We start from the raw sequence: 14,202 nt of genomic DNA, 5'->3' as shown, positions 1-14,202 counted from the left end.
GCGGTGGGAACTTAATCCATTGTTTTTGGAAATCGGGATGGTTGGTTTCCGTTAGGAGCTAGGTTGCGCCAGATCATGTTTCGGTATTCGGCAATGGTGTCGTAGGCTGCCAGGCCGATGGGAGCAGAGCCGATAATGGGGCCGGGGCGTAAATTTACTTTCTTCCCCTGGGTATCAACATCGATGATTTTCTTATCGTCGATCCAGCACTGAATGTGTTCATCCACCACGCGCAATTTACAGCGGTACCAACGCTCCTTCTCAAAGGTCATTTCCACAGTCGTTTCGTTGTCATCTGCGGAACTGCCATTGATGTCCGAAATGCCAACGACCGTACCGCCCCAGCCGCCGACGATCCAAGTGATGTAGCTCTCCTTTACGGGAACAGTCAGTCCCAAGAAAAAATCATTACCGTCTGTGAAGCGCGCTTCCAGCTCGATCTCGAAGTTGGTTCTCGCTGGTGGTTCCTTGTTCCAGGTAACCCCGCTGATGTAGGATCCCCAACCGGTATTCAGAACACCATCCCACATGTAGAGATCGCCTTCATAGGCAAAGGAGGATGCTTTCCAGGGGTCGAGCTCGTTGCCTACGAGCATGTCGATTGAATCGACGACCTCAAAATCGGACTCTGAATTAATTTGTTTCGCTTTGATTCGGTCCCGATCGATTTGACGGACAGGAGTCGGTGACCCTCTTCCTGAAACATCGACGGGCTTACTTGGATCGAAGTCTAGGTTGGTGGGGGGTAGTTGTGCATTCACTTCCTTTCGCCAGGCGTCGAGTTGGGCCAATAGGTCGGCGGCTTTTTGAGGATGTGAGTTTGATAGATCGTTTTTCTCTGAGATATCTTCTTTAAGATGGTATAGTTCGATATGATCGTCGTTGAGGAAGTGGATGAGCTTCCAGTCTCGAGTGCGGATCGCAGAGTGAGGTACAGCCCCTTCGGAATGATAGTGCGGATAATGAAAGAAGACTGCGTCACGGTCGAGTTCAGCATGGGTATCGCTGAGAAGCGGAACCAGTGACTTTCCATCCAATACCTTATCTAGTTCTGTTGAAGGTTTAATATTCGCCAGATCTAACAGAGTGGGAAACACATCCACCGTAATGATCGGTTCATCTGAAATACCTGGCTTGGAAACACCAGGAGCTAGCACGATGCCAGGAACACGAACACCTCCCTCGTAGGATGAACCCTTTCCTTCTCTCAGAGGCGTGTTGTCGGTAGGACGACCGTCGCGGTCGAGACCACCGTTATCACCGGTTAGTATGATGGTGGTATGTTCATCGAGTTTCAGGTCTTTCAACTTTGCCCGGAGACGACCTATCGATTGATCCACTGCTTCCACCATGGCAGCGTATTTGGCGTCTGTGTGAGTCATGCCTGATTTGATCTGCTTTTGAAAATAGGCAGTGCGATCGGCTGGAGCTTGAATGGGCGTGTGGACGTTGTAATAGGGAAAGTAGATAAAGAAGGAATCGTCTCGCCAATTTTCTATGATGGCTAGGGCCCGGTTGGTCAGCTCATGTGTAAGGTACTCACCCTCATCGGCTCCGGGCAGATCCAGGCGGTTGGGAAGAAAGTAGCCGCCAGGGGGAACGCCCCATTGGTTGCCAGCAACATTGATGTCGAATCCATGTTCTTCTGGGTAGTAGGGGCGTGTAACTTCCAAATGCTCGGAACGCGGAGTCAGGTGCCATTTGCCGATATGAGCGGTTTTGTAGCCATGATCTCGCAGAGCCTCAGCGATCGTGGTGTGTTCATACTCTAGGCGTTGAGTCCAATCCGGAATGAGCACAGGTGTATTGTTCACGGTTTTTCCTGGAATGAAATCGGTGACGTTTGTTCGTCCAGGATACTGACCGGTCATCATGGCCGCACGGGTAGGCGAGCAGACCGTGCAAGCTGCATAAGCATTGGTGAATCGTACCCCTTCTTCGGCCAGGGCATCCATGTTGGGGGTTTCATACAGGTCGGATCCGAAAACCCCGCCGTCGGTCCATCCCCAATCGTCTACGAGTAGGACGATGAAATTTTGTCTTTCGGATTGAGCTTTGGCAGACAGCAGATTGAAGAGACAGAGTCCGATGAGGGCGTACACGTTGTTCATGCAAATTCGGGAAAGAAGTGGTGCAGTCGGCATCGTTCTAAATCCTTATCAAAAGTAGGGTTGCCACAAGGCAATTGTGATTGAGGAAAATGGCATGTGAACTTGGTCAACCGTTGAAGCTCAAATCACTTGAAAAATTACAGGTTTGTGAGTTAGTTTTACGCTGACGAAAGTCGGGATTTGATTAGAGATATTTACAGGAGGAATACTATGAAAAGACGCGAATTTATAGAGACGAGCGCTAAGGGGATTCTGGCCGCTAGTTTGATGCGCAATATGAGTCAGGCTGCTTCGATTAAGGCTGGTGGATCAGATAAGCTGGGAGCCATTCTTCCGACGCGCCCACTTGCAGGGACAGATGACGAGCTGACCCTCCTCTCAGTGGGTGGTTACCATGTTGGACTGGTAGAAGAGCGTGCCTCGCAGGCCGTGATTGAAACGGCATTGGAGGAAGGAGTTCGTTTTTTCGATACTGCGCATAGTTACCAGCAAGGTCGGGCCGAAGAGCGGTATGGCAAGTTTCTCTGCCCGAAATACCGTGAGCACGTTTTTCTGATGACCAAGTCCACGGCCAAGACAGCGGATGATTTCCAAGCTGAATTTGATTTGTCGCTCAAACGGATGAAAACCGACTATGTGGACCTGCTCTACATTCACTCACTGTCCACAATCGAAGATGTGGATATTCGGAAACGGAACGGGGTCTTCGACAAGGTCCGTGAGCTGCAGGCGCAGCGACGCGTCCGTCACCTGGGTGTCTCCTGTCATACCCACATGACGGTAGCCCGCTACTTTCTGGAAATTACCCGGGATGATCCATTCGTCTGTTGTTTTCAAACTCCCGTCAATTCGGTGGATGCTGGATCTCCTGGTAACAGCTTTACCACCCAGGTAATTCCTCAGGTCATCCGACAGGGGCTTTCACACATTGGCATGAAGTCCCTAGCTGGAGGAGCTCTCACTGGGCAAAAACTGGCAAGTCGCGATGCGAAGGTAGAGCGTTGGCCGATTCCTGGCGACATCAGCCTGGAGGAAAATTTTCAGTTCATTCTCTCTCAACCGATCACAGCTCTGGTAAGTGGCATGGAGACCCCTGACCACGTTCGGCAGAATGCCAGAATCGCCCGAGAATTTGTTAAATTATCGGATGCGGACAAGCAGAGGATTGTTGAAAAAGTGGCTGCTCTGCAATACTACGAAGATACCCGAACAGAAATCTACAAGACGGTTATTTGAGTATGGAAAAGGTTTTTTTAACTGGTGCCTCAGGTCGGATTGGCGTTCGCCTTGGCCAATTGCTGTTAAATGATGGTTTTGAAGTGATTGGGCTGGACCTTGCTCCCGCTCGGTTGGCTCACGAGCAGTACTCTCATGTGCAAACCAATTATAAGGATGGCGTGGATCTGAATGATTGCCTGCAAGGGGTAGCTTATGTGCTTCATCTGGGAGCGATGATGTCCTGGCATCCACAGGATAACCCACAGATGTTCGAGGCGAATGTTTCGGCCACGCAAAGCCTCTTGAGTGCTGCGAAGGATGTCGGAGTGGGGCGATTTGTGTTTGCCTCTTCGGGAGAAGTTTACCCAGAAACGGCTGCGAAGGTATTCCCCATTACTGAGGACATGCCCATGAACCCCACTTCATTTTATGGACTGACCAAAAAGCTGGGTGAGGAACTGGTCTCTTTTTATCAGAGGCAAGGATTGGAAACGGTGATACTGCGTTTTCCGCATACCCAATCCGCAGACGAGGTGCTGGATCCTGATAGTTTCTTTTCAGGACCGCGGTTTTTCCTTGAGAGCAAAATTAAGCAGATGGAATTTTTTGGAAACACAGTCGTGGCGGAGAAATTGGAAGCCCTTCGTGGGGATGATGGCCCAAAGATGATCATTCAGCATGGCGAGGAGGATGGATTGCCTTACCAGATGCACATCGCGGATGTAAGAGATGTGGCCCATGGTGTCTATCTTGCCATGACTCATCCGAAGGCTGCGAATGAGATCTTTAATCTCGAACCGGACGACGTGGTCGAGTTTGACAAAGCCTTACCCAGGATGGCTGAGATCACAGGATTGCCCTTGGTCAAAGCCTACATGCCCGGCAAAGCCGTTCACTACAGAACGAGCAATGCCAAGATCAAGGAGTTGCTCGGCTTCCAACCGGAACACACGTTCATGGGAATGGTGGAAGAGAATGTCAAAAAGCTGAAGGATGAAGGCTGATTTCTTTTTGTTCAGAAATCGGCGCTCTCGGCGATAGCGCCCTACCCAGAATGAATATATGCGGCTCAATTGGCAGTGTAGGATTGCCGAATAGGTTTTCAGTTTATCCTGCTTAATTGTAGCCACAGTCGTGAGACTGTGGATGGAGCGTTCAATAGTGCTGGAATTGTGAACTTTCTGAAGGAAAATCAGTAGCCCCATTTGACGGTAGAGGATTATTCGGACATGATAGAGCTATCGACCCAAGTCCAAGCATGAACACAAAATCGCGAAGCCCCGTTTACCTAATTCCCTTTCTGCTCCCGCTTGCCATCTGGATGGGGTGTATTCCAGTCGAGGAAAACGATTCAGCCATCCCTTTCGAGACCTTCACGAACTGGGAACGAGTGGAAGGCGCCAGTCCCTTGTTTACCTCACCGCCGGATCAATGGGCGGCTGCCGCCCATGCGATCGTGGTGGAAGAAACGGTGCACTATTTTTGGTCTATGCGGGATCCGAAAAACTTTTGGGATCTGCGGCATAGCTGGGCACCTAAATCTGATCTTCGGCAACTCGTTCATGATCCCGGTAATCCCATCCTGACACCTCCCGCCACGGGTATGGACAGCAAGTCTATTGAGTATCCGAATCCCTTCTTTAATCCTCACGACGGAAGGTATTATATGTATTACCTGGTCAAGGAAGATGCCCCAGGGATCGCTCCAAAGCAGACGGGGTTGTTGTTGAAAGGAGATGACTTCGGAGATTGGAAGCGTGCGCAAAGTACCCCGGTTATTGCGTCCGAGTTCCCACACGAAAAACAGGTGGCTGGGCATACGTCGACGGCCATTGTCGGGGATACGATTCACATCATTTATACGGGCATGGAAAGTTGGAAACACAATCCGACTATTTGTTACGCTACCGCTCCGGTGAGTGACCCAACGAATATTACCAAGGATCCAAACAATCCTGTTTTTGCCGGCAGTGCTGCCTGGGATTCGGAGGGTGTACGTGAAGCGGAGCTCCTTAAAGGCCCCGAGTACTTTCACATCTTTTATGGTGGGAGAGGAGAGGATCGCATTTATCAGGTCGGGCATGTGCGAACCAGAGATTTTAAGACCTTTGAGGCCAATCCCTACAATCCAATCTTCACAACAAATGAAGATCCCAATGCCTGGGACTCAGAGGGCTTGCTAACACCCCAGGTTTTCGAGCTGGGTGACTACTATTATATGCTCTATGCTGGTGTTCACGGGGAGGGCGCTTGGGCGAGTGGCCATTGCCAATCCGGCTTGGCGCGGGTGCCGAAAGAGTGATGCTGCTACCGGTTTTTAGAGACACCCCGCCAGAAGCGTGGATGTAGGCGAGAATATTTTATAGCGTTATTGGGCTTCGTCTGAGTGTGTAGGAAGGGAGCTTGCTCCCGATTTCACTATGTCAGAACAATATTTTTCGGGAGCAAGCTCCCTTCCTACATTGAAATAGATCGGAGAACCGTTCGTGTAATTCACGAGACTGGTTGTCTACAAATTACTCCTGAATACAGATCAACTCTTTGATGGTCAGTGCGTAGAGCTTTCCGTCGGCGAAGGTAATATTGGTACGATTAAAAGCGTCGCCGAGTGGGCCCAGGTCATTGATGGCTTTGATAGCTGATTCATCGAACGTCTTTGCTTCCCAATCGATCGCGTGAACCATGCCATTCATCATGGGCACATAAAGGGTATCTCCTACGGCGGTGGAAATGGCTGCAGCGACATGCCCCCAACCATTGCCGCGTGCGCGAACATCTCCGAGAAGTTTGAAGCCTCTTGAGTTGGTTACATGGTTCGTTTGGAAGGTCCAGTAGGAGGGTTCGGTAGGAACATTAAATGATTTCTCCAGAGGACCATCCAGGTCGGACTCATTCCAGACGAATCGATCGGCTTTGCCGGGCTTGCGAAGCAAGCTGGTGGGTAGTTGAAGGTATTCAACTTTTGCTGTATCCAAATTTACACGACCGAGGTAATTGCTTTGGTAATTGCGAAAGTAGTGAAACTTACCAACCAGGAGATTTGACTGGTTGCTAATCTCATAGGGACGCTCTGAAGACTTGATCGTCTCCTTGGTAGACTTCCACTTACTACCGACGCGTTTGCGCACCGAAACGTTTTTAATGATGGATGTCTTCTTGGTTACTTTCCCAGATTTTAGGTCTACCCACCAATGCTCTTCATCGTGAATGATAGGAATCATACCCTTGTAGACGGGGACTGTTTGCCGGCACTCCCAGAGGTCGATCGGAAGCTTCCAGATCTCGGATCCATCTTTTAGGTCTACCAGGGAAATCCCCAAGGGTTTTTCCGGGGGAGTGTGTCCTCCTCCACGGCCAACCACCATGACGTTCCGGCCGTCGTCGAGTTTCAGTGGTAGCGGTTGGCTACCGATGTTGGCACCACAGGTGGTCGCCCAAATCGGCTTTCCCGTTTCGATGTCAATGGCCTGCATCTGCGTCCATTCAGAAACGTGCAATTCTTCCTCTGGGTGTGGGTAACCGCCCTTTTCGTCTGGGGGCCAATTCATTTGAATATAGACCAGTTTATTGTCTACGAGGAATGGAGATCCTCGGTAAGCTGAGAGCGCTTCTCTTCTCCAGAGTCGATTGCCATAGAGATCAAACCCTTCGATGGCTCCTGCAGCGTTGAAGAAGGCGACGATGTTGCCATTGGTTACTGCGGGTAGTCCCGAAGCATCGCCAAAACTACTTCCGGTTTTTAGCAGGTGGGTGCCTTTGATTTCTTTGGTCCAAATGACGGAGCCATCTTTCGCACTGCAGCAGTAGGCAATGATGTCTTTTGAAAGTTCCGTATCCTCATGAACCGGTTTATTGATCGTGAAGAAGAGTTTGTCCTCCCAAATAGTGACCGAGCTTTGGCCTAGCTCCGGCAGCGTTTGTTTCCAGGCGATGTTTTGGTCCAGCGCTACACTCCATTGATTCGGAGCTGATGCATCCTCAATAACAAAGTTGCCATTGGGTCCGCTTGCCTGGTACCAGTTTGCCAGAAGCGAAGCGGCTGCGGTGAAGAATGTGAAAAGGATTAGGAGGTATCGTTTCATGATTTGATACAATTAGCGAATGGCTATGAGACTTTTGGTGGTTCGGAAATAGAGCGCGCCCTCTGATATAGCGGGAGTGGCGAAACAAGGTTCGCCCATGGGATTACTGGCGAGCAGATTGAATTCTGGACCGGCTTCAAGGACATGGACGGATCCACCTTCAGAGGCGCAATAAATTTTGCCGTCCGAAGCAATGAGCGAGGCTATGATCGAGGCTTTTGGTGGTAACTTTTCTACAAAGACTTCTTCTCCAGTTTTAGCATTGAGACAACGAATGGTGCTGTAGTTGCCAAGGTAGATGTAATCACCATAAACAACCGGCGTCGACATGTAGGAACCTCCTTTGAGGGTGCTCCACACCATGTCTGGGGTGGTGGGACCTTGTTTGGAAGGCGTGATGTCTCCACGGGCTTCTGGCTTTACCACGTAGACGGGTGCCTTGCCTCCATGCGCACTGACCACGTAAATCCAGTCATTCGCGATAAAAGGTGTTGGGATTGGATTGTCACCGCCATCATGAATTTTCCAGAGTTCCTCCCCGGTAAACAGATCGTAGGAAATGACCCAGGGCCAGCCATTGATGACCACTTGCGTAGTATCACCCTCTTCATGGATGAGTGGAGTTCCCCAGCTACGTTCTGAAATGTCTTTACGGGGCACGCGCCAGAGTTCCTCTCCGTCTGATAGTTTCAATGCGACCAGGAAGGGGTTGGCTGGATCGTCACAGGTGAGGACGATGTGATTCTTATGAATAGCAGGTGAACTGGCGTACCCCCAACCGATGCTGTATTTACTGATGTTGATAACGCCGAGGTCCTTGGACCACTTGAGGTTTCCATCGAGATCATAGCAGTGAAGTCCCTCGGAACCAAAAAAGGCTACGATGTTCTCACCGTCTACGGCTACACTCGTGTTGGCCTGGGTGGCTTTGACGTGGCGGGTTGCTCGAGGGGTACCTTTCCAGGCCGTTTTCCTCCAAAGTTCTTTGCCGGTCTTCTTATCATAGCAGAGCACCAGCCAGCTGTGTGTGCGTTCATCGTCTGCTGCAGTGGGTCGTCCTCCGCGACCGAGCATTAATTCCGCCTCGTTGTCCGAAACCGCCGTGCAGAGAAAAATGCGATCACCCCAGACGGTTGGACTCGAGTGGCCAAGACCCGGAACCTCACTGCGCCAAAGCACACCTTCAATGTCGCCTTGTTCGGGGTCCGCATTCCAATGGGTCGGTAGTGGGTAGCCTTCTGTAACTCCGGTTGCGCCCTGGCCTCGAAACATGGGCCAATTTTGAGATGGATCGGAAGCTTGCAGGCAGACTGATAGAAACAGGCTAAATCCGTATGGAGTAAGGCGTTTTAGAATCGTCATGACTTATTTCTTTTGCGGAAGGTTTTGGTAAACTTTGTTTCTCGTGCCGGAGTTGGCAACCGCGATATCTAAGTACCCATCGAGGTTAAGATCGCCCGTGGTTAAATTGTAGGTGCCGTCAGATGCTTCGCCGAAGTGGACGCTTCTGAATGCCTTGCCATTCCCCTGATTAAAATAAACGGCGTTTGCTTCGGATACATTTCCAACAATAATATCTATTGATCCGTCATTATTCATATCCGCTGCTGCAAGGGAATAGGTCTTTGCATCTTTGCTTCCAAAGGAATGGCTTTCGCGGATGCCTCCTGTTCCGTCATTGAGGTATACTATATTGGCTTGCCCAATGTTGCCAGCTACCCAGTCGAGATGGCCGTCTCCATCCAGATCAGCAATTGCCACCGCTCGTGTTTCATCGTGACCACTGCCGAATGGCTTTCTTTCGAATTTCAATTGTCCTTGGTTTATCAATACAACGTTCTGTTGCGAGTCGCGATTAGCGAGGGCAAGGTCCGGCAAATTATCCTGGTTCAAATCTGCCACTTCTACATCGATCGTTGAATCCCTCTGGTTGCCAAAGGTAATGGCTTCCTCAAAACGCGCTGATCCATCATTTAGGAAAAGGCGATTGGGTCGGCCTCGTGCGTTGGCCAGGATATCCACATCACCATCCAAATCCAGATCCGCTAAAGTCAGGCTGCGAATGCTTGACGGTTCTCCAAACGATCCATGGTGTTTGAAATGTCCATCGCCTTCATTGAGGAAAATGGCATTGGGAGCCGTATCATTCCCGACTGCGATATCCAGGTCGCCGTCGTTGTCGAGATCGGCCAGTTCAGTGGCGTAGGAAGTAGCGAGATCGCGACCGAGAGGGCGGGCCAGGTTGAAGCGCCCCTTTCGTTGATTGAAGAACACAAAATTCTGTTGGGGCCAATGCCGGCCATTGGCGACTGCTATATCGGGATCACCGTCACCATCCAGATCCCCAATACGCAGCGATGCACTGAGATTCTCCTCCGTTCCGAGGAACAGACGGCTATGGGTCTCAAAACGCCTCAGCTCGAGATCCTCTGCAACCAACTGTGCGATCGAGCACAAGGATAGAATAACAGCTGCTAGGGTAGAGTTAGGCATTCACGAAAGACAATCTTCAGCTAGCTAGATGGTCAAAGTGCAAATTGAATAAATCCAGCCATAGTGAGGCCTTGCATGGGCCAATGATGGATAGTCAACGGTTTACCTCGTTGCGGTTTGTTCATGGCCTGATTTAGTTGCAAGAATCGACGATTATGGATCTAAATAGATTCCACTTAGCCTAAGAACTACCCTTTGATGAAAAACATTTACTTCAATTTCTCTAAATCCCTTTCTCGCCGTACGTTTCTGAAAGGTGCAGGTGCAGCCATGGCATTACCGTGGCTCGATGCTATGACACCCGCTTTTGCGGCTTCAGTGGCTAACCAACCTCCTCGGCGCTTTGTGGCATTTACTTTGGCCTTAGGCCTTCACGGCCCGAATCTCAATCCGACGGAAGCTGGTCGTAACTATACGCCCTCGCCTTACTTGTCTGAGGTAAAGGATTTGCTCGGAGACATGACTGTCGTCACCGGTTCTTCTCACCCCGGTGTGAGTGGCGGTCACCAGGCAGAAGGCAGTATTTTGACCGGGGCACCTTACTCACGGAATGCGGCCTTTAAGAATTCGATTTCACTGGATCAATACCTTGCTAAACATCAAGGGCATCATACGCGTTTCCCATCGTTGGTTCTAGATCTCAATGGGACGACCAGTACTTCCTACACTGAATCAGGAAGTATGATCCCGGCGCAGCAATCCCCGTCGAAGGTCTTCAACCAGTTGTTTATAGCTGACACTCCCGAAGAGCAGGCGCGACAAGTTGAGCGCCTGAAGGAAGGTCGCAGTATCATGGACGTGGTCGCGTCTGACGTGAAACGCGTTGAGAAAAAACTCAGCAAAGGGGACCGGGAGAAGATGGACCAGTATTTCACTTCGGTTCGGAATTTTGAAAAACGCTTGGGTGAAGCAGAGGATTGGGCAGCTAAGCCCAAACCCCAAGTCAATGCTCAAGCACCGGTCGACATTGAGAATGCCGATGCCATTACCGACCGCAAAAAACTGATGATGGATGTCGTCCTTCTGGCGCTACAGACGGATTCCACTCGTTTTATCACCGTGCATTTGAATGGGGAAGGCGGGGCCGTCCCTCTCGAAGGTGTGGCCGAGGGCTACCATAGTCTTAGCCACCATGGTCTTGATGAAGATAAGCTGGACCAATTGACGACCGTAGAAACCGAATTGGTGCGGAAGTGGGGAGACTTTGTTAGGGGGCTTAAAGGGGCTGAAGAATCTAACAGCTCACTGTTGGACTCCACCAGTGTGCTTATGACCTCCAACCTCGGCAACGGTAGTTCCCACGATAACCGCAATATGCCGGTTGTGCTGGCAGGTGGTGGATTTAAGCACGGTCAACATTTGGCATTTGATAAAGAAAACAATTACCCCTTGCCGAACATGTTCCTGAGCATTTTGCATCGCCATGGTATACACGACGACAAGTTTGCTACCAGCACGGGCACTATGACTGGCCTGGAAATGGTCTAGCTGTTGTGTTCTGTAATCAGTAAGCTGTAATCAGTTTTTAAATACGTTGCTTGTGGACTTTCGAAAAAAGAATTGCGGCGGATCGAGACGGTCTCGCTCTACCATTTTTGAACTGTTGATTAAGGTAGGGCTCGATCGCCGTTTCGAGCGAAGCGACACCAACACGAGCCATCTCAGAAGTGTAGGTTATACGCTTTTGTTGGCGATCGGTATTCAATACCAATCAAATGCCTCAACACCGGCAGAGCTACCCACATCCATCCGGGAGTTTTTCGACCTCAATTGCTATGAGTGTCACAACAGCGTAGACAAAAAGGGCGAACTCGATCTGGAGTCTTTGACTTTTGATCCCACGAATCACTCGACCTTAGACCTCTGGGCGTTTGTGCATGACCGCGTTCGGGACGGAGAGATGCCACCTCCTGAAGATTCCTTGGTGGAGCCGGAAGAGCGACAAGACTTTCTGCGTGAGTTTGAAAAGGTCCTTCACGACGTGTCTCGCGAGCAGATTGTCGCTGAAGGTCGGGTTAAATCTAGGCGCCTCAATCGTATCGAATATGAGAATACGATCCAGGATCTGTTAGGTGTTAAGATTCCTCTGCAGGAAATACTTCCAGAGGACATGACGATCGATGGCTTTGGCAATATAGCCGAGGGACAATCCGTTTCCTATCATTTGCTTCAAAAGTATCTGGAAGTGGTAGACTTGATGCTGGATGAATCGTTCGATCGGGCCGTGGAGCCTCCGCCTGTTGCTAAGGAACCATTGTCAAAGCACCTGCGACTGACCGAGGTGGACCCCTTTGCGAGATCAAAATTGCCAACGATCTTTTTCTATGAGGGATATAAGTGTTTCCTCACCGGTGAAAAAAAGACATATCGCTATGAGAATGGTCAGTTTGTGGATGCGATTCTGGATCTGGACCTACAGGGTACCCTTGAAAAGAATGCGGAAATTGAAGAATTGCTGACCAAAGGGCCTTACAAACGGATTTATCCAGCCAATGAATTGGGAGTCGGGCCGGAGCGAAATGATCCGAACGAACGCCAGGGAATCCATAAAGATGGGTTCGTATATAGTTATCCAACGACTTTTGGTTTTCATGGACGCATGGCAGGAACCCGGGTTCCCTCAACCGGTTGGTACCGAATAACCGTGCGGGCAAAGGCTCACAACCCACCGGAAGGAAGGAATGTCTGGGGACGGATTTACACCGGCATCCTTCGAGCCAAGGCACCGGCGGTTTATTGGGTCGGAAAATTTGAAGCTACTGACGAACTGCAGGATTTCACCTATGACGCCTGGATTCGAAAGGATCACATCATTGGCGTTCAGCCGATTGATAAGACCATCGAGTGGCAATCGTCTAAAAAGATGGCTAGTACGGCTATTATTGATGATGGCTCTACTGGAATAGCCACCCAGAGTATGGTGGTTGAACGGATACATCCAGGGCTCGAAACACCCGAGCTGAGAAAGCGCCTGTTTGGCAAACTCAAGGTTCGGGACGGCGAGTTGCTGAGCCGGAGGCCTGAGTCAGATCTAAAGCGACTGATGACCGAATTCGCTGAGCGTGCCTTTCGTCGTCCCGTGAGCAACTATGAGCTAGAGCCATACTACGCTTTTGCAAAGGATGCACTGGACTCGAACGGTTCATTGCTGAAAGCCCTGAAGGCCGGGTATCGCTCGATTCTTTCTTCTCATCGTTTTGTCCATTTCTCCGAAGATCCGGGACAATTGGATAATTACAATATTGCAACGCGTCTCAGCTATTTTTTGTGGAGCAGTCCGCCGGATGATGAGCTGCTGGAGCAAGCGAAAAGGAAGCGTTTGTCACGTCCCCGGTACCTGGCTGCCCAAGTGGAACGCATGCTGAACGACCCGAAAGCCGATGTCTTTGTAAAGAACTTCACCGATAGTTGGCTCGAACTGCGTGACATCAATTTCACCATTCCCGATGCTAAGCTGTATCCAGAATTTGATAACATTCTGGTACATTCCATGTTGGACGAGACGCGGGCGTTCGTGAAACACATGATAGATGAGAACCTCAGCGTGACGAACGTGATCGATTCGGATTTTGCGATGTTGAACGAACGGTTGGCCAAGCATTATGGTATCGAATTTGGCAAGGATACCGGGCTACGCAAAGTAGCACTCAGTGAAGAGGACCACCGTGGTGGCATCATAACTCAAGCCAGCGTGCTCAAGGTGACGGCGAACGGCACAACGACCTCTCCAATCGTTCGTGGAGTATGGTTGCTGGAACGTATTCTGGGAAAACATGTGCCTCCTCCTCCCGATCAAGTGCCGGCTGTTGAGCCTGATATTCGAGGGGCGGTTTCTATTCGTGACCAGTTAGATAAACACCGGAATACGCCATCGTGTATTTCCTGCCACCAGATGATTGATCCTCCGGGATTTGCCTTGGAAAGCTACGATGTGATTGGCGGCTGGAGAGAAAACTACCGCGCTATTCACGATAAAGGTTCCTGGGCAGACGGCCCCGTTGTGGATGCCAGTTATCACATGCAGGATGGGCGGCCATTTGAGAACGTGGTTGGTTTCAAAAAACTTGCTTTAGAGGACACCGAGCAAATTGCCCGTAACCTGGTAAACCAGGTTGCCATGTATGCCACTGGAGCCGAAATCGAGTTTGCTGACCGTCGGGAAATTGACCAGATCGTCGAAGCGTTAGCGGATGATGGTTATGGATTCCGCTCTCTGATTCATGCAGTGACGCAGAGCGATATCTTCTTATCTAAGTAAGAAGTGAACTCAGTATTGAGCTTGTGTCGTTGTTGAACTA

At 50.2% G+C, this 14,202-nt stretch carries 9 protein-coding genes; 5 read left to right on the top strand and 4 right to left on the bottom strand.

Features of this window, described 5'->3' with window-relative positions; translation table 11 throughout:
* Positions 1–11: 11 nt before the first annotated feature.
* The gene (locus GA003_15220; GenBank protein ID QXD27355.1) at positions 12–2,111 is read right to left on the bottom strand and encodes a sulfatase-like hydrolase/transferase; all 2,100 of its coding nucleotides are present in this window, start codon (positions 2,109–2,111) and stop codon (positions 12–14) included.
* Positions 2,112–2,321: 210 nt separating this feature from the next.
* On the opposite strand from GA003_15220, the gene GA003_15215 reads away from it, so the two are divergent.
* The 3 genes from GA003_15215 to GA003_15205 all read left to right on the top strand — a co-directional run bounded on the left by GA003_15215 (position 2,322) and on the right by GA003_15205 (position 5,631).
* Positions 2,322–3,347, top strand: a complete 1,026-nt coding sequence (locus GA003_15215; GenBank protein ID QXD27354.1) for an aldo/keto reductase — start codon at positions 2,322–2,324, stop codon at positions 3,345–3,347.
* Positions 3,348–3,349: 2 nt separating this feature from the next.
* On the top strand, positions 3,350–4,333 hold the full coding sequence (locus GA003_15210; GenBank protein QXD27353.1) for an NAD-dependent epimerase/dehydratase family protein: 984 nt from the start codon (positions 3,350–3,352) through the stop codon (positions 4,331–4,333).
* Between the two features lie 254 nt (positions 4,334–4,587).
* Entirely contained in the window at positions 4,588–5,631 is a 1,044-nt protein-coding gene (locus GA003_15205) for a hypothetical protein (GenBank protein ID QXD27352.1), read from the top strand.
* A 214-nt stretch (positions 5,632–5,845) separates the two neighbouring features.
* Here the strand turns inward: GA003_15205 and GA003_15200 are convergent, their stop codons facing one another.
* Genes GA003_15200 through GA003_15190 form a run of 3 tightly spaced genes read right to left on the bottom strand, consistent with a single transcriptional unit; the run spans position 5,846 to position 9,766 of the window.
* Entirely contained in the window at positions 5,846–7,411 is a 1,566-nt protein-coding gene (locus GA003_15200; protein ID QXD27351.1) for a PQQ-binding-like beta-propeller repeat protein, read from the bottom strand.
* Positions 7,412–7,423: 12 nt separating this feature from the next.
* Entirely contained in the window at positions 7,424–8,773 is a 1,350-nt protein-coding gene (locus GA003_15195; GenBank protein ID QXD27350.1) for a PQQ-binding-like beta-propeller repeat protein, read from the bottom strand.
* 3 nt (positions 8,774–8,776) lie between these two features.
* Positions 8,777–9,766, bottom strand: a complete 990-nt coding sequence (locus tag GA003_15190) for a VCBS repeat-containing protein (GenBank protein ID QXD30455.1) — start codon at positions 9,764–9,766, stop codon at positions 8,777–8,779.
* A gap of 336 nt (positions 9,767–10,102) precedes the next feature.
* Between GA003_15190 and GA003_15185 the strand changes: the two genes are divergently transcribed.
* Both GA003_15185 and GA003_15180 read left to right on the top strand, forming a co-directional pair.
* Positions 10,103–11,392 carry a DUF1552 domain-containing protein gene (locus tag GA003_15185; GenBank protein QXD27349.1) on the top strand — a complete coding sequence of 430 codons (1,290 nt, stop codon included), beginning with the start codon at positions 10,103–10,105 and terminating at the stop codon, positions 11,390–11,392.
* A 52-nt stretch (positions 11,393–11,444) separates the two neighbouring features.
* The gene (locus tag GA003_15180) at positions 11,445–14,162 is read left to right on the top strand and encodes a DUF1592 domain-containing protein (protein ID QXD27348.1); all 2,718 of its coding nucleotides are present in this window, start codon (positions 11,445–11,447) and stop codon (positions 14,160–14,162) included.
* The last annotated feature ends 40 nt before the right edge of the window (positions 14,163–14,202 follow it).

This window comes from Opitutia bacterium ISCC 52, assembly GCA_014529675.2.
Lineage (GTDB): Bacteria > Verrucomicrobiota > Verrucomicrobiia > Opitutales > UBA2995 > UBA2995.
The sequence above is the reverse complement of the archived record's forward strand: the minus strand, read 5'-3'. Positions and strand labels throughout refer to the sequence as shown.

Bases quoted from the DNA above. Each gene is read 5' to 3' on its own strand.
- GA003_15220 (QXD27355.1), bottom strand. From the start codon at position 2,111: ATGAACAACGTGTACGCCCTCATCGGACTCTGTCTCTTCAATCTGCTG.
- GA003_15215 (QXD27354.1), top strand. From the start codon at position 2,322: ATGAAAAGACGCGAATTTATAGAGACGAGCGCTAAGGGGATTCTGGCC.
- GA003_15210 (QXD27353.1), top strand. From the start codon at position 3,350: ATGGAAAAGGTTTTTTTAACTGGTGCCTCAGGTCGGATTGGCGTTCGC.
- GA003_15205 (QXD27352.1), top strand. From the start codon at position 4,588: ATGAACACAAAATCGCGAAGCCCCGTTTACCTAATTCCCTTTCTGCTC.
- GA003_15200 (QXD27351.1), bottom strand. From the start codon at position 7,411: ATGAAACGATACCTCCTAATCCTTTTCACATTCTTCACCGCAGCCGCT.
- GA003_15195 (QXD27350.1), bottom strand. From the start codon at position 8,773: ATGACGATTCTAAAACGCCTTACTCCATACGGATTTAGCCTGTTTCTA.
- GA003_15185 (QXD27349.1), top strand. From the start codon at position 10,103: ATGAAAAACATTTACTTCAATTTCTCTAAATCCCTTTCTCGCCGTACG.